Genomic DNA, 17,247 nt, shown 5'->3' with positions numbered 1-17,247 from the left:
AAGCGCGGGAAAGGACCGCACATTTTCCAACATCAGGCGCCGATGAGTTCGAACTTCTCCCAGGGGCCGATCGCGTCGCGGTTCGCGATGAGCGAGCCGGCGCCGTTGTTCTCCGCCACGACGTACTTGCTGTTCACCGTCGCCTGCAGGCTCTCGCTGCCGTCGGCGTTGCGGATCAGGTTGAACGTCTCCCACGACCCGGCGGTGGGGCGGTTGGCCAGGAGCGGGTTCGCGCCGCCGTTCTCCGCGCAGACGAACTGGCCGTTCGCCTTCGACTTCAGGGCGACCTTGCCGCCGCCGAGGTCGACCAGCTCGAACTGCTGGGCGGTGCCGATCGTCGCCGAGTTGGCGATCAGCGCGGTGGTCGCGTTCGCCGCCGTCACGTACTGGTTGTTCGCCAGCGACCGGAGGCTGACCGTCGGCCCGGTGCTGACGGTGCCGGTCGTGAACGTGAACGCGTCGACGTCGAACAGGTAGCCCGTGCCGCCCTTGAACACCAGGTACAGCGTGGTGGCCGTGGCCGGGCCGGCGGCCAGGTTCGCCGTCACGTTCGCGAACGTCTCCCAGCCCCCGGTCGGGGCGACCGTGGCGGTGCCGAGCAGCGTCCCGGTCGGCGAGCCGGCCCGGACCTCGATCGTGCCGCCGGCGCCGGCCGAGGACACCCGCGCGGTGAACTGGGTGACGTTGTTCAGCAGGTACGGCGTGTAGGCGATCCAGTCGCCGTTCTCGATGAAGCCGGCGGTGTTGCCACCCTCGGCCGCGGCGTGCGGGGCGATCTGCACGCCCGACTGGCTGCTGTAGTGCTCGCCCTGCCGGTGCTTCGGCTGCAGGGTGCGGATGACGTGCGTGGTCAGGCCGCCGTTGTCGGTGTACGCCGCGTCGAAGACGCCGTAGATGTTCGCCGACGCGTCGTGCTCGCCGTCCACCGGCACCGTGATCGAGCCGGTGCAGCCGGTCTTCGAGGTGATCTGGTGGGCGTGGCTGTCGTGCCCCAGCGAGTAGGTCATGCTGACCTTGGCGCAGTTGATCGTGCCGTCCTCGGGATCGGTGACGCTGATCGTGAAGGGCACCGTGTCGCCGAAGTTGAACAGCTGGCCGTCCGCAGGGAGCGTCAGCGTCACCTTGGGCGCGGTGTTGCCGACGGTCACGACGGTGCTCGCCGAGCCGGTGAGCCCCTGCGGATCCTTGACGGTCAGCGTCGGGGTCTTCGTGCCGTTGGTGGTGTAGGTGTACGTGGGGTTCGCGGCCGTCGAGTCGGTGGTGCCGTTGCCGTCGAAGTCCCAGGCGTAGGTGAGCGCGCCGCCCTCCGGGTCCGAGCTGCCGGACGAGGAGAAGCTCACCGTCAGCGGGGCGGGGCCGGACGTCACCGACGCCGTGATCTTCGCCGTCGGGGCACGGTTGCCGCCGCCGATGTACTCCACCCGGTACAGCGCCTGGTTGTTGCTGCCGGTGCCGTAGTCGAGCACGTACAGCGCGCCGTCCGGGCCGAACGCCATGTCCATGACCTGGGTGCCGGCCCACGGGAACGTGGAGATCTCACCGGGGGAGCCGTCGGCGTTGACCTTGATCGGCTTGATCCAGCGGCGGCCGTACTCGCCGGCGAAGAACTGGCCGTCGAGGGTCTGCGGGAACTTCACGGCCGAGTTGAGGCCGGCGTTGTAGCGGTACACCGGGCCGCCCATCGGCGACTCGGAGCCGCCGCCGAACTCCGGCGGGGTCGAGTCGAACCCGTAACGGATCCAGCTCGGCTTGGCCGCGGGCAGCGTGGTCAGACCGGTGTTGCGGAACGAGTTGTTCGTCGGGCCGCCGGTGCAGTTGTACTTGGGACCGGTGGTGTTGGTGGCGAAGTTCCACTCGTTGTAGGTCTCGGCCGTGGTGTTCGTGCCGGTGCAGTACGGCCAGCCGTAGTTGCCGGGGCCGGTGATCCGGTTGAACTCGACCTGCCCGCCGGGACCGCGGTTGGGGTCGGCGGCGCCCGCGTCAGGGCCGTAGTCGCCCAGGTAGACGATGCCGGTCGGCTTGTCCACGCTCATCCGGAACGGGTTGCGCAGACCCATCGCGTAGATCTCGGGACGGGTCTTCGCGGTGCCCGGGGCGAACAGGTTGCCCGACGGGATGGCGTACGTGCCGTCCGTGTTCGGCTTGATCCGCAGGACCTTGCCCCGCAGGTCGTTGGTGTTGGCCGAGGACCGCTGCGCGTCGAACTGCGGGTTGCGGTTGGTCACCTCGTCGATCGGCGCGTAGGAGCCGGACTCGAACGGGTTGGTGTCGTCACCCGTGGTCAGGTACAGGTTGCCGGCCGCGTCGAAGTCGATGTCGCCGCCGACGTGGCAGCACTGGCCACGGTCGTTGTTCACGGTCATGACGATCTTCTCGCTGGCGAGGTCCAGCGTGTTGTCGGCCTTCATGGTGAAGCGGGACAGGTTGAGGTGCCCCTGCCACGGCGCGAAGTCCGCCGCGGTGCCCGTCTTCGGCGCGTCGCCGGCCGGGGTGGACAGCGTCGGCGAGTAGTACAGCCAGACCCAGCGGTTGGTGGCGAAGCCGGGGTCGACGGCGACGCCCTGCAGGCCTTCCTCGTCGTGGGTGTAGACCGACAGCTTGGCGGCCTGCTTGGTGTTGCCGGCGGCGTCGGTGACGCGGACTGTGCCGTCACGGGCCGTGTGGATCACCGTGCGGTCGGGCATCACCGCCAGGGACATCGGCTCGCCGAGCTCGGCGCTGCCGAGGGCCAGCTGGACGTGCTGATAGTCGGAGGCGGGGAGGGGGATGGCCGAGGCGGCGGGCGCGTGGACGAACGCGGCCGCTGCGGAGCTGCCGGCGGCGAGCGTGGCCGCGGTGAGCAGCCTTCTCCACCGGCGCTGGGATGGTGCCATGCGGGGTGTCCTTCCTGGGCTGATGGGGGTGCCAGCCAGGCAAGACGCGCGCCGATCGCGCTACCTGAGGACCGCTCGCGACCGGGGCGCCGACCCTTCGCGCGCGCGGGCGGGAACTAACTGCGCGGTGGATGGCGGCCACCGTGTTAGTTATCAGAGCTAACTAACCATCGCGGGTCACAAACGGCAATGCCGAGTTTTTCGAGATGCGGCATTTCTGCCGTTCTACGGAAAACTCATGGCAGTCGATGTGCACATTGAGAACCCCTGAGGTTTGTCGTTATAAAACCGTGACCTCTTGCAAGATTGCTCACATGTGGTAACCGTCACACGCGATTTTTGTCCGTCTTTACGCGCTTTGGAGCGCGGTCACGCGCTGGAAACGCTCCGGTAACCGATCACGGAACGTAAGAATTCTGGACTTGAGCCGTTACCGGCGAGTAACTACGGGCCTTGTCCGCGCTCGACGCAGGCGGCAACATCGTCCGCACGCCCCAATCCCCGGTTCCACCCCCTGCGCACGCAGGGCCGGCCGGGGCGTCGAGACACCCAGGCCGGTGCGAGCGCCCGCAGTGACAGGAGCGCAGCACCGCACGCACCCCCGCGACCCAAGAGGAGCTTCTCGTGTCCGTAGCTCAGGGCAGCGCGGTGAAGGGCCGCACGCGATGGAAGCGTTTCGCAACCGTCGTCGTGCCTTCCGCCTTCATCGCCGGCGCCATCGTCTTCGGCCAGGCGACCGGCGCGATCGCCGCGTCGTTCAGCGTCTCCGGCCAGCAGTTCAAGGTCTCCGCCGACAAGCTCGAGGGCACCGGCTTCGTCCAGTACGGCGGCCTCGCCACGGAGAAGGGCGGCAACCCCGCCAACCCGGCCGACCCGAAGAACCACTTCGTCGCGGTCTCGGGCATCAAGTCCGCCAAGCTCTACAACCTGTGCCAGTCGGTGAAGGTCCCCGGCCTGCCCGTCAGCATGGTGATCCACGCCGGTCAGGCCGCGGGCGCCCCGGCCGAGGCGACCGACCTGCTGATCGACCTGACGTCGCTCAAGGGTGACGCCACGTTCGAGAACATCCAGATCGGCATCGACGCGTCGGACCTGAGCAAGGGCGGCCCGAACGCCAAGGGCCTGCAGGGCAGCTTCGCCCAGCAGGCGGACAGCGTGGTCATCACCAACCTGAAGCAGGTCGCCTGGTCGACCACGGCCGGCACGTTCAAGCTGACCGGTCTCGACCTGAGCCTCTCCACCGGTGGCACCCCCTTCGAGTGCTTCTAGCCTCACCGCCTGGGCCCGCGGCGTCACACCCGCGGGCCCAGTTGTTTGCAGTCAGTCTTTTCAGCTGGAGGGCTCCGTGACCACTCCCCACCCTTCGCACGTCAAGCGCCGTGCCGGTGGCTTCAGCAAGTGGCGCGACTCGCGTCCTTTCTGGGGTGGGTTGTTCCTGCTCTTGTCGGGGCTGGAACTGTTCCTCAGCGCAAACCTGCAGCTCGCCCTTGAGGTCCATTTCGGTCCGACGGGCTTCCTGTCCTACGTCATTCCCGCGATGCTGCTGCTGTGCGGTCTGCTGACCTGGCTGTCGCCGGCGCAGCGGCTGTTCTACGGCATCCTGGGCACCCTCACCGCGCTGTACTCGATCATCGGTCTCAACCTGGGCGGCTTCTTCCTCGGCATGATCTTCGGCGTCATCGGCGGCGGCCTGGCCGCCTCCTGGTCGCCCGGGACCCCCGCGGAGCCCACCACCGCCGAAGATGACGACACGGCGACCTACGAGCCGGCGGAGCTCGACGACCTGCTCAGCAACGAGCCGGACGAGCCGGCCGGCTACGAGCGCCCGTCGCTGCGCAAGGAGATCGACGCCGGTCATGACATCGCTTATGACGAACCGACCCGGGAGCAGCCCCTCCCTCGGCATTCGTCGGGCGTGTTGACCGACTCGCTGCCGATCTCCCAGCGCAGCCCGCTGCACGACGCGCCGTCCTACGAGGCGCCTTCCTACGAGGCGCCTTCCTACGGTGGTGCCGGCAGCGCCGACGACGAGCGGCCGCCGTCGGGCAACGACGACCTGCCGAGGCGGCGCGGGCTCGGCATCCCGCTGTTCGCGCTGCTGCTCACCGGCACCGTCGCGGGATCGGCCCTGTTCGGCGCGGCCCACGGCGGCACGCCGGCGTTCGCGGCGCCGGCCGCCTGCGCCTCCCCGTCGGTGAAGCCGAGCACCGGCACCCAGCCGGCGCCCAGCGGCGGCGCCACGTCGGCACCCGCTCCGGCATCGCCGAGCCCGAGCCCGTCGCCGACCAAGACCGCGGAGGAGAAGCCGGGCCTGCTCGACTGGCTCGGCGGCCTCTTCGGCGGCGGCGACGACAAGAAGGCCGAGACCACCGCGTCGGCGACCGCGGCCCCGCCCGCGGCGCAGGCGGAGACGACCGCGTCCCCGGCCGCGCCGGCCACGACCTCGACGGCGACGAAGTCGCCCTCGAAGGCACCGTGCGCGAGCGCGTCGGCCACCCCGAACGACAAGAAGGCCCAGGTCGCGGCCGGTCAGCCCTTCGTGGCGTCGGCGCCGTCCATCCTCATCGCCGACCAGATGACGATGGACAGCCTCGTCTACGACGGCGTGGCGGAGCTGACGAAGAAGGACGGCAGCAAGGTCAAGGTGCTGGCGTTCAGCATGAAGAATTCGGTGTCGACCCCGTTCGAGCTGCGGACCCCCGGAGCGCCGAAGCTGCTGCTGACGAAGAGCAGCAAGCTGACCGTCGAGGGCGACGTGAAGTTCTACACGTCGAAGTTCTCCGCGAACGTGCTGGGCATCCTGCCGCTGACCTTCACCCCGTCGTTCCCGCCGCCGCCGATCCCGCTGCCGGGGTACTACACCAACTGCAACATCGAGCTGGTCTACGTGCAGTCCAACGTCCTTCGGGCGCCCGGGCTGAGCATCGCCTACGCGTCCTGATCAGGTGGTGGGAGTCGATAGGTCACCGGGGTCTCCGACAACCTGATCGGGGACGCCACCGACCTGGCACCGTCGACTTCCACCACCGGCGCGAGCCCCAGCTGCTCCGCCAGCGCGATCCCCTCCGCCACCGTGTTCACCGGCCCGCACGGCACCCCCACCGTGTGCAGCAGCTCGATCCAGTGCGTTTTCGGCCGCTGTACCGTCACCGCCTCGATCCTGTCGACGAGGTCCTGCCGGTGGGCGACCCGGCCGGCGTTCGTGGCGAACCGGGGGTCCGGCGCCAGCTCAAGCGCCGCTGAGAGCCGCTCGAACTGCCGGTCGTTGCCCACCGCCACCGCGAACTCGCCGTCGCTCGCCCGCAGCGTCTCGTAGGGCGCGATGCTCGGGTGCCGGTTGCCCATTCGCTGCGGCACGACGCCGGCGTTCAGGTGGGCGGAGGCCTGGTTGACCAGCCCGGCGAGCAGGCTGGACAGCAGGTCCACCTCGACCCGCTGCCCCCGGCCGGTCCGCTCCCGGGCGTAGAGCGCCGCCAGGACGCCCGCGGTCAGCTGCTGGCCGGCGAGCACGTCCACCAGCGCGACGCCCACCTTCGTCGGCGCGCCCGCCGGGTCGCCCGTGATCGACATCAGGCCGCCGACCGCCTGCACGAGGAAGTCGTACCCGGGAGAGTGGTGCTGCCGGCCGAAGCCGGTGACGCTGGCGTAGACGAGCCTCGGATTGCCGATCTGCTCGTAGCCCAGACCGAAGCGCTCCATCGTGCCGGGAGCGAAGTTCTCCACCAGTACATCGGCCGCCGACGCCAACTCGAGCGCCTGTCGCCGGCCGTCGTCGGTGCCCAGATCCAGCGCCAGCCCGCGTTTGTTGCGGTTGACGGACAGGAAGTAGGTCGAGCGCCCGTCGGCGGCGAACGGCGGCCCCCACGACCTGGTGTCGTCGCCCGCGCCGGGCCGCTCCACCTTGACGACGTCGGCGCCGAGGTCGCCGAGCGTCATGGTGGCGATCGGCCCGGCGAGGACTCTGGAGAAGTCCGCGACGAGGATGCCGTCGAGGGGGCCCACGCTCTAGATTCTCTGCAGTGCGGCCCGCAGCGGGTCCAGGCCCAGCGAGCCGAGGTTGAGCGCGTCGCGGTGGAAGGCCTTCAGGTCGAAGGCGGCGCCCTTGCGGGCCCGGGCGTCGTCGCGGGCGGCGAGCCAGGCGCGCTCGCCGAGCTTGTACGCCGGCGCCTGGCCGGGCCAGCCCAGGTAGCGGTTGAGCTCGAAGCGCAGGCTCTTCTCCTCGACCCGGCAGTGCGCGCGCAGGAACTCCCAGCCCAGCTCCGGGGTCCACCGCTCGCCCGGCGCGAAGCCGAACGGGTTGTCGCGGGGGATCTCCAGCTCCAGGTGCATGCCGATGTCGATGATCACCCGGACGGCGCGGAACGCCTGGCCGTCGAGCATGCCGAGCTTGTCGCCCGGGTCGGCGAGGTAACCCAGCTCGTCCATGAGCCGCTCCGCGTAGAGCGCCCAGCCCTCGCCGTGGCCGGACGACCACGCCAGGATCCGGCGCCACCGGTTGAGCAGCTCGGCCCGCACGTACGTCTGCCCGATCTGCAGGTGATGGCCGGGGACGCCCTCGTGGTAGACCGTGGTGACCTCGCGCCAGGTGGAGAACTCCTCGATGCCCTGCGGCACCGCCCACCACATGCGGCCCGGGCGGGAGAAGTCCTCGCTCGGCCCGGTGTAGTAGATGCCGCCGTCGGACGTCGGCGCCAGCATGCACTCGATCTGCCGGACCTGCTCGGGGATGTCGAAGTGCCGTCCGTGCAGCTCGCTCACGGTCGCGTCGGCGAGCGACTGCATCCAGTCGCGGAACGCCTCCTTGCCGCGGATCGTGCGGGCCGGGTCGGCGTCGAGCGCGGCGACCGCGTCGTCGACCGAGCCGCCGGGCACGATCTTGTCGGCGACGGTGCGCATCTCGCTCTCGAGGCGGGCGAGCTCCTCGAAGCCCCACGCGTACGCCTCGTCGAGGTCGACGGTGGCGCCGAGGAAGTAGCGGGAGGCGAGCTGGTAGCGCTCGCGCCCGGCGGCCTCCTTCTCCCGGCCCAGCGGCGCCAGCTCGCGGCGCAGGAACTCCGCGTGCGCGACGGTCGCGGCGCGGGCCGCCACCGCGTTGCGCGCCAGCTCCTCGGCGAGCGTGGTCTTGTTGCCGGCGCCGACCTTCGCGGCCAGGTCCGGGTAGAAGTTGTCACCCTCGGGATCGGCCCAGACCTCGCACTGCTTGGCGACCTCGATGATCTGCCGGGCCGGCGCGACGTGCCCCTGCTGCGCGGCGTGCAGCAGGGAGCGCTGCCACTGGTCCAGCGCGACCGGCACCTCGGCCAGGCGGTCGCGGACGTTGGTCGCGGCCTCCTCGCCCTCGGTCGCCATGAGGTCGAACGAGCTCCGCACCCCGTGCAGCGGGCTGGAGATGACGTTGATGTCGCTGGTCATGTCGCCGGCCTCGAACCGCTCCAGGGCGAGCCCCAGGCGCTCCTGCATGGCCTCCCTGGCCACCCGCTCGCTCTCGCTGGTGGGCGTCTGCGCCGCGAGGGCGGCCAGGGTGCGCCGATCCAGGTCGGCGAGGGCTGCGAAACCGTCGGGCGACAGGTCGGTCAACCTGTCGTCATACCCGGCCACTCCGACGAAGGTCGCCCCGGTCGGGTCGAGGGGCGCCCACTGCTCGACATAGCTGTTGGCGATGTCATCGATAGATCCCACGCGCCGACCCTACGGGACTGCGTCCGGCGCTGTCGCCTTTGTCGAGGCCAATTCGCAACTGGTGGACTGACCTGCGCCCAGACGTCCGAAATCCGCGCGACTTTTTGTTTTCGACGGGAGCAAAGTAAGGCCCATGACGTCTCCTGCTCCTGACGCGTCCCGCTGGCTTCCGGCCTTCCTGGCCGTCGCCCTGATCTGGGGCACCAGCTTCATGTTCATCAAGGACGCGCTGGTCGAGCTCGAGCCGGTGTACGTCGCCGGCTACCGGATCCTTCTCGGTGCGCTCACCCTGCTGATCTTCCTGTTCGCCCGCGGCCTGCGCCCGCCGCGAGGGCTCCGCCTCTGGGTCCACCTGTTCGTCTACGCGACCGTCGCCACCACGGTGCCCTTCACGCTCTTCGGCTACGCGGAGCAGCGGGTCCCGTCGGTCCTCGCCGGCATCTGGAACGGCACCGCCCCGCTCACCACGCTCGTCGTGACCCTGGTCGCGATGCGGTCCGAGCGCCCCTCCCGGCGGCAGATCCTCGGACTTCTCGCCGGTTTCGCCGGTGTACTGGTGGTCCTCGGCGTCTGGAACGGGGTGGGCGGCTCGTCGCTGGCCGGCCAGCTGATGCTCCTCGGCGCGGTCACCTGCTACGGCATCGCGTTCAACTACACCCGCTGGCTCATGAAGAACTTCGAGCTGTCGGCCCTGCAGCTGTCGGTCGGTCAGCTCACCATGTCGACGCTGCAGCTGCTGGTCGCGGCGCCGCTGATCGCCGGGGCGCCGCCGTCGCCGCTGTCGCACTCGCCGCGGGTCTACCTGGCGGTCGTCGCGCTCGGCGTGTTCGGCACCGGGATCGCCTTCGCCCTGAACAACCACGTCGTGCGGACCGCCGGGATCACCACCGGCTCGATGGTGACCTACCTGCCGCCCTTCGTCGGCGCCGTGGCCGGCGTCGTCGTCCTGCACGAGCACCTGACCTGGAACCAGCCGGTCGGCGGCATCATCGTCCTGTGCGGCGTCGGCATCTCGCAGGGGCTATTTGTGCGATTGGGTCCAGCTTTTAAGGTCGGCGGCCGGAAGCGTGTTGACGATCCGGTCGAGCGGCACCCCGCAGGCGACGGCACGCGCGCAGCCGTTTGACAGCCAGTCGAGCTGCCCGGGCGCGTGCGCGTCGGTGTCGATCGAGAATTTGCACCCCGTCTCGAGCGCGACCCGAAGCAGGCGCTTCGGCGGGTCGAGCCGCTCCGGCCGCGAGTTGATCTCGATCGCCTTGTCGTGCTCGACGGCCTTCTCGAAGACCTGCTCCGGATGGAACCGGCTTTCTGGCCTGGTGCCACGACCGCCCGTGATAAGGCGCCCGGTGCAGTGGCCCAGAATGTCCAGGTGCGGGTTGGCCAGAGCGGTGACCATGCGGCGGGTCATCACGTCCGGCTCGTCCTTCAGGTTGCTGTGCACCGACCCGACCACCACGTCGAGCCGCTCCAGCAGCTCGTCGGTCTGGTCGAGCGAGCCGTCGGCGAGGATGTCGACCTCGATGCCCGTCAGGATCCGGAACTGCATGCCCAGCTCCGCGAAGCCCGCGTTGAGGTCGGCGACCACGTCGAGCTGCTCGGCGAGCCGCTCCGCCGACAGCCCCCGGGCCACCGTCAGCCGCGGCGAGTGGTCGGTGAGCACCAGGTATTCGTGCCCGATCGCGGCCGCCGCCAGGGCCATCTCGTCGATCGGCGACCCGCCGTCGGACCAGTCCGAGTGCGCGTGACAGTCACCGCGCAGCGCCGCCAGCATCGCGGCGGTCGCCTCGTCGAGGTCCTGCCCGGCGGTCGACTCCAGGCGGCGCAGGTAGACCGGCTCCTCGCCGGCGAGCGACTCGACCACGCACCGGGCGGTCACCTCGCCGACGCCCTGCAGGTCCTTCAGCGTGCCGTTGCCCGCCCGCGCGGCCAGCTCGCCCTCCGGCAGCTTCGCCAGGGTCGCCGCCGCGCCGCGGAACGCGCGCACCCGGTAGGTCTTCTCGCCGGCTCGCTCCAGCAGGAACGCGATGCGCCGCAGATCGGCGAGCGGATCCCTCATGCTCTAGAAGGTAGTGCTCCTCGACGGCCGGTGCGCGACCACCGTCCGTGTCCTCGTCAGTGTCGCGAACGGGTTGGCGAACTGCAGCACCAACGCCTTGTGCCGGGACTCCGGCCGGCAGGTGATCATCAGCAGCTGGTCGCCGCCGCGCACGTCCCAGAACGTGCCGTCGTGCACGCCCGCCGTGATCACCCCGTCGATGTGCAGCGCCCCCGGCCGCAGCCGCTTGGCCACCGCCGGCGCCTCGGACCGCGGCACGATCCTGATCGAGGCGATCTCCTCGACCGGCACCTCGACCCTTCCTGTCCCCGTCCACCAGCTGTCCAGCCCCTGCGGCTCGATGACCAGGGCCGTGTCGGTGACCGTCAGCTGCAGGTTTGTCGGAATTCTCATCAACGCGACCGGCCCAACCGTCATCAGACCCAAGACCGTCGCGAGCGCCAATCCGGTGCTCATAACCGCGAATGTACGCCCGTCAACGTTTCGTGTTGGCCGTTTCCGAAAATCATGACCGTTGGGAGTTGACATGCGAACGATCGACTGGATCGACGACGCCGTCGTCCTTATCGACCAGACCCTGCTGCCGTCCGAGCTGGTCCACCTCCGCCTGTCCACTGTGGATGAACTGGTCGACGCCATCAAACGCCTGGCCGTGCGCGGCGCACCGGCCCTCGGCGTGGCCGGCGCGATGGGCGTCGCCCTGGCGGCCGCCTCGTCCTCCGACCCCGCGGTCGTCCGCGACCTGGTGCACCGCCTGGCCACCGCCCGCCCGACCGCCGTCAATCTCGCCCGCGGCGTCGACCGCGCCGCCGCCCACCTGCCGTCCTTCCCCGCCGTGCTGGCCGAGGCGCTGCGCGTGCGCGACGAGGAGATCCATTCCTCCACCGAGATGGCCCGCCGCGGCGCCGACCTGGTCACCTCCCTCTGCGGCTCGTCCGCCCGCCTCCTGACCCACTGCAACACCGGCGCCCTGGCCACCGTCGTCGGCGGCACCGCCCTCGCCGTCGCCTTCGAGCTGCACCGCCGCGGCACCCTCGCGAGCGTCACCGCCAGCGAGACCCGCCCCCTCCTGCAGGGCGCCCGCCTGACCACCTGGGAACTCGCCCGGGCCGGCATCCCCCACCGCCTGTCCGTCGACTCCGCCGGCCCCTTCCTCATGGCCCGCGGCGAGATCGACGCCGTCATCCTCGGCGCCGACCGCATCTGCGCCAACGGCGACGTGGTCAACAAGGTCGGCAGCTACGCCCACGCCCTGGGCGCCCGCGCCGCCGGCATCCCCTTCATCTGCGTCGCCCCCGAATCCACCGTCGACCCCTCCACCCCCACCGGAGCCGACGTGGAGATCGAGGACCGCGGCCCGGCCGAAGTCGTCGGCACCACCGCCCCTCCAGCCACCCCCGCGGTGAACCCCGCCTTCGACGTGACCCCCGCCTCCCTGGTCACCGCCATCGTCACCGACACCCGCATCTGGTACCCCACCCCACCCCGCCCTGCCCACCACGCCGCCGACGCCCCACGCACCGCCCCCTCGCGCCTGCCCCACCCCGCAACCCACCCGGCACTCGAGCAATGACCACAAGTCGCACACTCGCGTCGTCGCACAGGGACATCGCCGTGTCGTGAGTTGCTCCACTCAACTGGGAGACACATTGCGTTTATGCGTAGTGAAGCGCCGAGCCTGCCGCCGCTGTTCTGCTCGCGGCATCAGGCCGAGCCGCTGACCTGGCTTTACCTGCACCCGCACGACGAGTATCCGGCGACCGACCTCGCAGCCCGTCTCGGTGTCCCACTGTCGACCCTGCATCGCCAAGGCGCAGCGCCTGGCCGCCTCGGCCTTCCTGTGAACCCGACGATGCGATCGCCGCGGCAGCGGCAGGATGCATCAGACGCCCTTGTTCAGCAGGTCAAGGCGTCGCCCCGGTGACAATCTTCGACCGTGATGCCACTGACCAGCCCACGCCGGCGCTCGAACCGGGAAGGACTCAAGGCGCGGACTCCAACGCCAGCCATTGCTCGACAAGGCCGAGCGCACGCTGATCCCGGCCGTCGTGCTCTTCAAATCCACGTCCGCGGGTCCGGCGCCCTGCGGAGGCATCGCAGCTGGAGTACCCGGAGCTCCCGCGATGCAGACGTTGGTCAATGCCTCGGAATACTCCTTTTCCCGGATCGACGTTGCGCGATCCACCCCTATTTCAGAGATCGAACTGGGGGTGGATCGCGCAACGTCTATGAAGCAAAAGCCGCAAAGTGGGGCCTTGACCAATGTCTGTCAAGGGAGTGCCGCGAGCAGCCGGGCTCGGGCCTGGACGGCCTGCGCGGTCAAAGCCTGAGCCGCGTGAGGCAGTGATCCCACATCTCGGTTCGAAGCTCAACTGGGACTAGCGATCTTGAGACGCCAGACGCCCGGTCGGTCTGTGGGGACCGCCGGGCGTCTGAGCTGGCCGAGTGCGGTGGCGCGGGGATTCGAACCCCGGGAAGGCTTGCACCTTCACACGCTTTCGAGGCGTGCTCCTTAGGCCACTCGGACACGCCACCGCCGAGAAGGCTACCGGATGCCCATCCGCGTCTGCGCGGGGGATGGCCGTTTGGCAGGATCAGGGGCATGAGCACGCACATTGGCGCTGAGCCGGGCGAGATCGCCGAACTTGTCCTGATGCCGGGGGACCCCCTGCGGGCCAAGTGGATCGCCGAGACGTTCCTGGAGGGGGCGTCGTGTTACTCGACGGTGCGGAACATGTTCGGGTACACGGGGACGTTCCGGGGGACGCGGGTCAGCGTTCAGGGGTCCGGGATGGGGATGCCGTCGGCCAGCATCTACGCGCATGAGCTGATCAACGACTACGGGGTGAAGTCGCTGGTCAGGGTCGGGAGCTGTGGGGCGCTGGTCGAGTCGCTGCAGCTGCGGGACGTGGTGGCGGCGATCGGGTCGAGCACCGACTCGAACATGAACCGGGCCAGGTTCGACGGGCTGATCGACTACGCGCCGGTCGCGGACTTCGGGCTGCTGCGCGCGGCGGTCGACGTGGCCGAGGCCAAGGGCATCACCATGCGGGTCGGGCCGATCCTGGCCGCGGACGCGTTCTACACGGACCGGCCCGACCTGTACGACAAGCTCGCCGACTACGGTGTGCTCGCCGTCGAGATGGAGTCGGCGGCGCTGTACACGATCGCCGCGCGGTTCCAGGCGAAGGCGCTGACGCTGCTGACGGTCAGCGACCACATCAAGACGGGCGAGCGGACCTCCGCGCAGGAGCGGGAGCAGACGTTCAGCCAGATGGTCGAGATCGCCCTCGAGGCGATCGTCAAGTAGCCGACACCAGGGCGAGCGTGGGCGAGAGCCGGGCGGCCCGCACCGCGGGCGCCAGCCCGGCCAGCACGCCGACGATCAGCGTGGCGACCAGCGAAGCGCCCACCGCCCACAGAGGCACCACCACAGGCCAGGACCGCAGCAGCGCGTAGAGGACGGTCACGGCGGCGCCGAGCAGCGCGCCGCCGAGGCCGCCGAGCAGCGACAGCAGCAGCGACTCGGTGAGGAACTGCAGCCGGATCTGGGACCGCCGGGCGCCCAGGGCCCGGCGCAGGCCGATCTCGGCGCGGCGCTCCAGCACGGAGATGACCATCGTGTTGGCGACGCCGACCCCGCCGACCAGCAGCGCCACCGCGCCGAGGCCGAGCAGCAGGCCGGTGAACGCCCGGTCCACGGCGGAACGGGCGGCCAGGGCGTCCGACGGGCGGGAGACCTGCACCTCGTTAGGAGCCGAAGGGTTCGCGGTGGCGGCGAGGACCGACGCCACCGCGGTCACGGCGTCCGGGCGGGTGCGGGCGTAGATCGTCGTCGGGTAGCCGTCGAAGTCGAGCTGGGCGGCCGCCGACCAGCTGATGAGCGCAGCCGTGTCCAGCGCGGGCGCCAGCGGTACCGGCGAAAGAACCCCCACGACGGTGAACCACCGCTCTCCCAGCCATACGCGCAGCCCAGGGGACGAGACGCCGAGCAGGGACGCCGTCCGCGAGCCCAGCACCACCACGGGCGCGGCGCCGGAGCCGAGCCACGAGCCCGACGCCACCGCGCCGCCCACGGTGGGCAGCAGCGAAGGTGACGCCGCCAGGACGGCGATGCCGCCCGTTGACGAGGCGGGGATGCGGTCCGTGCGGTACACCCGCGCGGACGCGACCCGCCCGGTCGAGGACACCGAGGTCACCGGCCCGATCCGGGACACCATCGCCGGCGCCGACGACGGCAGGTGCGACTCCTCGCCGAAGAACGACTTCCCGGGGCCGACGGTCAGGAGGTTGGTGCCCAGGGCGTCCAGCGACCGGTCCAGCGACGCCCGGCTCGACGTGGAGATCCCCACGACGGCCACCATCGCCGCGATCCCGATCGCGACACCCAGCGCCGACAGCACCACCCGCAGCGGCCGCGTCCGCAGCCCCGCGGTGCCCACACGGACGACATCCAGAAACGAGAGCCTCACAGGATCCTCCCGTCGCGCATCCGCACCCGGCGGGGCAGGGCGGCCGCGATGTCCAGGTCGTGCGTGATCACCACGACGGTCGTCCCGGCGGCGTGCAGCTCGCGCAACAGCGACAGCACGCCGGCACCCGCCGCGGTGTCGAGGTTGCCGGTCGGCTCGTCGGCCAGCAGCAGCGCCGGCGAGCCCACGACGGCCCGGGCGACCGCCACCCGTTGCCGCTCGCCCCCGGACAGCTCGTGCGGCCGATGCGTGGCCCGGTGCCCGAGCCCGACCCGGTCCAGCGCCGCCAGGGCGAGCCGCCGCCGATCGGCGAGCCGCACCCCCGCGTAGAGCAGCCCGTCGGCGACGTCGTCGACCGCGCGCACGCCGGCCGCCAGGTGGAACTGCTGGAAGACGAAGCCGATCGTCGTCGCCCGCAGCCGGGACAGCCGGTCGTCGGGGAGCGTCCCGACGTCGAGGCCGTCGATCGAGACCGAGCCGCTGGTGGGCCGGTCCAGGGTGCCGATGAGGTTGAGCATCGTCGACTTCCCGGAGCCGGAGGGACCCACGATCGCGAGCATCTCGCCGGCCTCGACCGACAGCGACACGCCGTCCAGTGCCGTGATGCCGCCGGTGTACGACTTCCGCACGTCCTCCAGGCGGATCATCCGGCGGTCCCGACGGTGAGCCCCTCGCGGACGTCGGGGCCCGAGACCTCGACCCGGCCCGCGGCGAACAGCCCGGTGGTGACGGCGACCGTGCGCATCGCGGGGCCGTCGACGAGCTGCAGCCCGTAGCCGCCCTCGGCGAGCGCGACCAGCGCCCCGACCGGCACGATGAGCACGCCGTCGCGCCGCTGCGAGACCAGCGTGACGTCGACGGGCGCCGACGAGTAGGCGCCGAGGGCGTCCTGGGACGGCAGCGTCACGGTGACGTCGACGGTCACGATCGACGGCGGCCCGGGCTGCACGGTGGCGACGGCGCCGATCGCGGTGATGGTCCCGGGCACGGTGGCGCCGTCGGGCAGCTTCACGGTGGCCTGGTCGCCGACCGAGGCGAGACGCTGCTTGGTGACGTCGAGCCTGACCGTGACCTGCCGGGTCCGCCCGGTCCACTCCAGCAGGGGGCCGGTGGCGTTGTCGCCGAGGTGGGCCTTGACGGCGCCGATCCGGACCGGCCCGGGCGCCATGACGACCCGGCCCAGCTCGACGACGCCGGTCTCCGGCAGGCCGAGCCGCTCCTGCCAGTCCCGCACCGCCGACGCCGTCGAGGACGTGAAGGAGTCGTCGGCCGTGAACCCCTTGAAGCCGAGCGCCGAGAGGTTGCGCTCGAACGCCGCGACGTCCGCGCCCGAGTCGCCCGCGCGGAGCGACCGGTGCAGCGGCGCCGCGTCGTACATGAGCAGCACCGGCAGGCCGTCGACGTGCAGCAGCGGCTGGCCGCGCTCGACGGTGGCCCCCTCGGCGGGCAGGCCGGTGACCATGCCGGGCAGCCGGCCGGTCACGGTGGTCGCGGGGCCGAAGTCGAGGGTCCCGTCGACGTCCTCGGTCTCGGTGAGCGTCCCGCGGGTGATCTTCGTCGTGGCCGCCGGGGGACGGTCCGCGGCCGGCGCCGGGTCGCGGTCGAGGAGCACCCACCCGCCGGCACCGGCGAGCGCGAGGACGGGCAGGGCGATCAGCAGGGTGCGCCTCACCGGCCCACGACCCCCTTGCACGCGTTCGCCGCCTCCTGGAAGCCGGGCTTGCCGACGAGCTTGACCATGTCGCCGACGCCCGTCGCGGGGTCAGGGTCGGGCATGTCGATGCCGTGCTCGCGCATGCACCTGGCGAACTGGCGGGCCTGCTCGAGCTGCTCGGGGGTGAGGTTGCTCAGGGTGCCGCCGTTGGGCAGCAGCCGCTGGCAGGCCGGCATCGCCTCGGCGACCTTGTCGCGGTTGACGCCGGGGCCGAACTCCAGCCTGCCGTCGGGGCCCGGGTCGGGCACCTCGACGCCGTGCTCCCGCATGCACTGCGCGAACTGCCGGTTGGCCTCGGCCTGGCTGATGGACGGCGACGCGGACGCGGCGGCGCCGCCGCCCGCCGTGGCCACGGACGGGCCGGTGGTGGACGAGCAGGCGGCCAGCAGCAGCGCCGTCGTCAGCAGGATGCGTCTCATGCGGGCAGCAGACGCCTCCGGCGATAAACGGGCC

The 17,247-nt window shown here is 70.9% G+C and carries 15 protein-coding genes and 1 tRNA gene; 6 read left to right on the top strand and 10 right to left on the bottom strand.

All coding sequences use genetic code 11. The features are described 5' to 3' along the window. Nucleotides 1-32 precede the first annotated feature (32 nt). Nucleotides 33-2,873 carry a PQQ-dependent sugar dehydrogenase gene (locus ABZ321_RS06510; protein WP_344501278.1) on the bottom strand — a complete coding sequence of 947 codons (2,841 nt, stop codon included), beginning with the start codon at nucleotides 2,871-2,873 and terminating at the stop codon, nucleotides 33-35. Nucleotides 2,874-3,497: 624 nt separating this feature from the next. Between ABZ321_RS06510 and ABZ321_RS06505 the strand changes: the two genes are divergently transcribed. Together ABZ321_RS06505 and ABZ321_RS06500 are read left to right on the top strand one after the other, a co-directional pair. Beyond that, complete coding sequence (locus tag ABZ321_RS06505; protein WP_344501279.1) at nucleotides 3,498-4,142, top strand: DUF6230 family protein; 645 nt, start codon at nucleotides 3,498-3,500, stop codon at nucleotides 4,140-4,142. 76 nt (nucleotides 4,143-4,218) lie between these two features. Further along, nucleotides 4,219-5,814, top strand: coding sequence for a DUF6114 domain-containing protein (locus ABZ321_RS06500; RefSeq protein WP_354889774.1), 1,596 nt, complete (start codon nucleotides 4,219-4,221; stop codon nucleotides 5,812-5,814). Here ABZ321_RS06500 and ABZ321_RS06495 read toward each other — a convergent pair. Both ABZ321_RS06495 and ABZ321_RS06490 read right to left on the bottom strand, forming a co-directional pair. Continuing rightward, nucleotides 5,802-6,875 (bottom strand): CoA transferase, encoded by a 1,074-nt coding sequence (locus ABZ321_RS06495; protein WP_354889772.1) that lies wholly within the window; start codon nucleotides 6,873-6,875, stop codon nucleotides 5,802-5,804. The two genes, ABZ321_RS06500 and ABZ321_RS06495, sit on opposite strands and share 13 nt — an antisense overlap. Nucleotides 6,876-6,878: 3 nt before the next feature. Next, on the bottom strand, nucleotides 6,879-8,552 hold the full coding sequence (locus ABZ321_RS06490) for a DUF885 domain-containing protein (protein ID WP_344501282.1): 1,674 nt from the start codon (nucleotides 8,550-8,552) through the stop codon (nucleotides 6,879-6,881). Nucleotides 8,553-8,685: 133 nt separating this feature from the next. On the opposite strand from ABZ321_RS06490, the gene ABZ321_RS06485 reads away from it, so the two are divergent. Further along, the gene (locus ABZ321_RS06485; RefSeq protein WP_344501283.1) at nucleotides 8,686-9,678 is read left to right on the top strand and encodes a DMT family transporter; all 993 of its coding nucleotides are present in this window, start codon (nucleotides 8,686-8,688) and stop codon (nucleotides 9,676-9,678) included. On the opposite strand, the gene ABZ321_RS06480 is transcribed toward ABZ321_RS06485, so the two are convergent. Together ABZ321_RS06480 and ABZ321_RS06475 are read right to left on the bottom strand one after the other, a co-directional pair. Then, the gene (locus ABZ321_RS06480; RefSeq protein WP_344501284.1) at nucleotides 9,574-10,608 is read right to left on the bottom strand and encodes a PHP domain-containing protein; all 1,035 of its coding nucleotides are present in this window, start codon (nucleotides 10,606-10,608) and stop codon (nucleotides 9,574-9,576) included. The genes ABZ321_RS06485 and ABZ321_RS06480 overlap by 105 nt on opposite strands. A 3-nt stretch (nucleotides 10,609-10,611) precedes the next feature. Continuing rightward, complete coding sequence (locus ABZ321_RS06475; protein WP_344501285.1) at nucleotides 10,612-11,001, bottom strand: hypothetical protein; 390 nt, start codon at nucleotides 10,999-11,001, stop codon at nucleotides 10,612-10,614. 133 nt (nucleotides 11,002-11,134) lie between these two features. Here ABZ321_RS06475 and mtnA point away from each other — a divergent pair, with 133 nt between their 5' ends. Continuing rightward, nucleotides 11,135-12,181: an S-methyl-5-thioribose-1-phosphate isomerase gene (gene mtnA / locus ABZ321_RS06470; RefSeq protein ID WP_354889769.1), complete on the top strand. Its 1,047-nt coding sequence runs from the start codon at nucleotides 11,135-11,137 to the stop codon at nucleotides 12,179-12,181. A gap of 84 nt (nucleotides 12,182-12,265) precedes the next feature. Further along, the gene (locus ABZ321_RS06465) at nucleotides 12,266-12,532 is read left to right on the top strand and encodes a hypothetical protein (RefSeq protein ID WP_354889767.1); all 267 of its coding nucleotides are present in this window, start codon (nucleotides 12,266-12,268) and stop codon (nucleotides 12,530-12,532) included. Between the two features lie 524 nt (nucleotides 12,533-13,056). On the opposite strand, the gene ABZ321_RS06460 is transcribed toward ABZ321_RS06465, so the two are convergent. Beyond that, nucleotides 13,057-13,143 (bottom strand) — tRNA-Ser (locus ABZ321_RS06460). 67 nt (nucleotides 13,144-13,210) lie between these two features. Here ABZ321_RS06460 and deoD point away from each other — a divergent pair. Further along, a complete protein-coding gene (gene deoD, locus ABZ321_RS06455) occupies nucleotides 13,211-13,918 on the top strand; it encodes a purine-nucleoside phosphorylase (protein WP_344501289.1) in 708 nt (235 codons plus the stop codon). On the opposite strand, the gene ABZ321_RS06450 is transcribed toward deoD, so the two are convergent. The 4 genes from ABZ321_RS06450 to ABZ321_RS06435 are packed head-to-tail and all read right to left on the bottom strand — an operon-like array spanning nucleotide 13,911 to nucleotide 17,213. Beyond that, a complete protein-coding gene (locus ABZ321_RS06450) occupies nucleotides 13,911-15,080 on the bottom strand; it encodes an FtsX-like permease family protein (RefSeq protein ID WP_354889765.1) in 1,170 nt (389 codons plus the stop codon). The genes deoD and ABZ321_RS06450 overlap by 8 nt on opposite strands. Next, nucleotides 15,077-15,727: an ABC transporter ATP-binding protein gene (locus ABZ321_RS06445; RefSeq protein WP_354889763.1), complete on the bottom strand. Its 651-nt coding sequence runs from the start codon at nucleotides 15,725-15,727 to the stop codon at nucleotides 15,077-15,079. The genes ABZ321_RS06450 and ABZ321_RS06445 overlap by 4 nt, the downstream gene beginning before the upstream one ends. Continuing rightward, the gene (locus ABZ321_RS06440; RefSeq protein ID WP_344501292.1) at nucleotides 15,724-16,752 is read right to left on the bottom strand and encodes a peptidoglycan-binding domain-containing protein; all 1,029 of its coding nucleotides are present in this window, start codon (nucleotides 16,750-16,752) and stop codon (nucleotides 15,724-15,726) included. The genes ABZ321_RS06445 and ABZ321_RS06440 overlap by 4 nt, the downstream gene beginning before the upstream one ends. After that, a complete protein-coding gene (locus ABZ321_RS06435; protein WP_344501293.1) occupies nucleotides 16,749-17,213 on the bottom strand; it encodes a hypothetical protein in 465 nt (154 codons plus the stop codon). The genes ABZ321_RS06440 and ABZ321_RS06435 overlap by 4 nt, the downstream gene beginning before the upstream one ends. Between the last annotated feature and the right edge of the window lie 34 nt (nucleotides 17,214-17,247).

Source organism: Dactylosporangium sp. NPDC006015 (assembly GCF_040614215.1).
Lineage (GTDB): Bacteria > Actinomycetota > Actinomycetes > Mycobacteriales > Micromonosporaceae > Dactylosporangium > Dactylosporangium maewongense.
This window is presented reverse-complemented; position numbering and strand designations above follow the sequence as displayed.

What these genes read in the sequence shown, in the direction of transcription:
- ABZ321_RS06510 (WP_344501278.1), bottom strand. Translation starts at nt 2,873, where the DNA reads ATGGCACCATCCCAGCGCCGGTGGAGAAGGCTGCTCACCGCGGCCACG.
- ABZ321_RS06485 (WP_344501283.1), top strand. Translation starts at nt 8,686, where the DNA reads ATGACGTCTCCTGCTCCTGACGCGTCCCGCTGGCTTCCGGCCTTCCTG.
- ABZ321_RS06480 (WP_344501284.1), bottom strand. Translation starts at nt 10,608, where the DNA reads ATGAGGGATCCGCTCGCCGATCTGCGGCGCATCGCGTTCCTGCTGGAG.
- ABZ321_RS06475 (WP_344501285.1), bottom strand. Translation starts at nt 11,001, where the DNA reads ATGAGAATTCCGACAAACCTGCAGCTGACGGTCACCGACACGGCCCTG.
- mtnA (WP_354889769.1), top strand. Translation starts at nt 11,135, where the DNA reads ATGCGAACGATCGACTGGATCGACGACGCCGTCGTCCTTATCGACCAG.
- ABZ321_RS06465 (WP_354889767.1), top strand. Translation starts at nt 12,266, where the DNA reads ATGCGTAGTGAAGCGCCGAGCCTGCCGCCGCTGTTCTGCTCGCGGCAT.
- deoD (WP_344501289.1), top strand. Translation starts at nt 13,211, where the DNA reads ATGAGCACGCACATTGGCGCTGAGCCGGGCGAGATCGCCGAACTTGTC.
- ABZ321_RS06445 (WP_354889763.1), bottom strand. Translation starts at nt 15,727, where the DNA reads ATGATCCGCCTGGAGGACGTGCGGAAGTCGTACACCGGCGGCATCACG.
- ABZ321_RS06435 (WP_344501293.1), bottom strand. Translation starts at nt 17,213, where the DNA reads ATGAGACGCATCCTGCTGACGACGGCGCTGCTGCTGGCCGCCTGCTCG.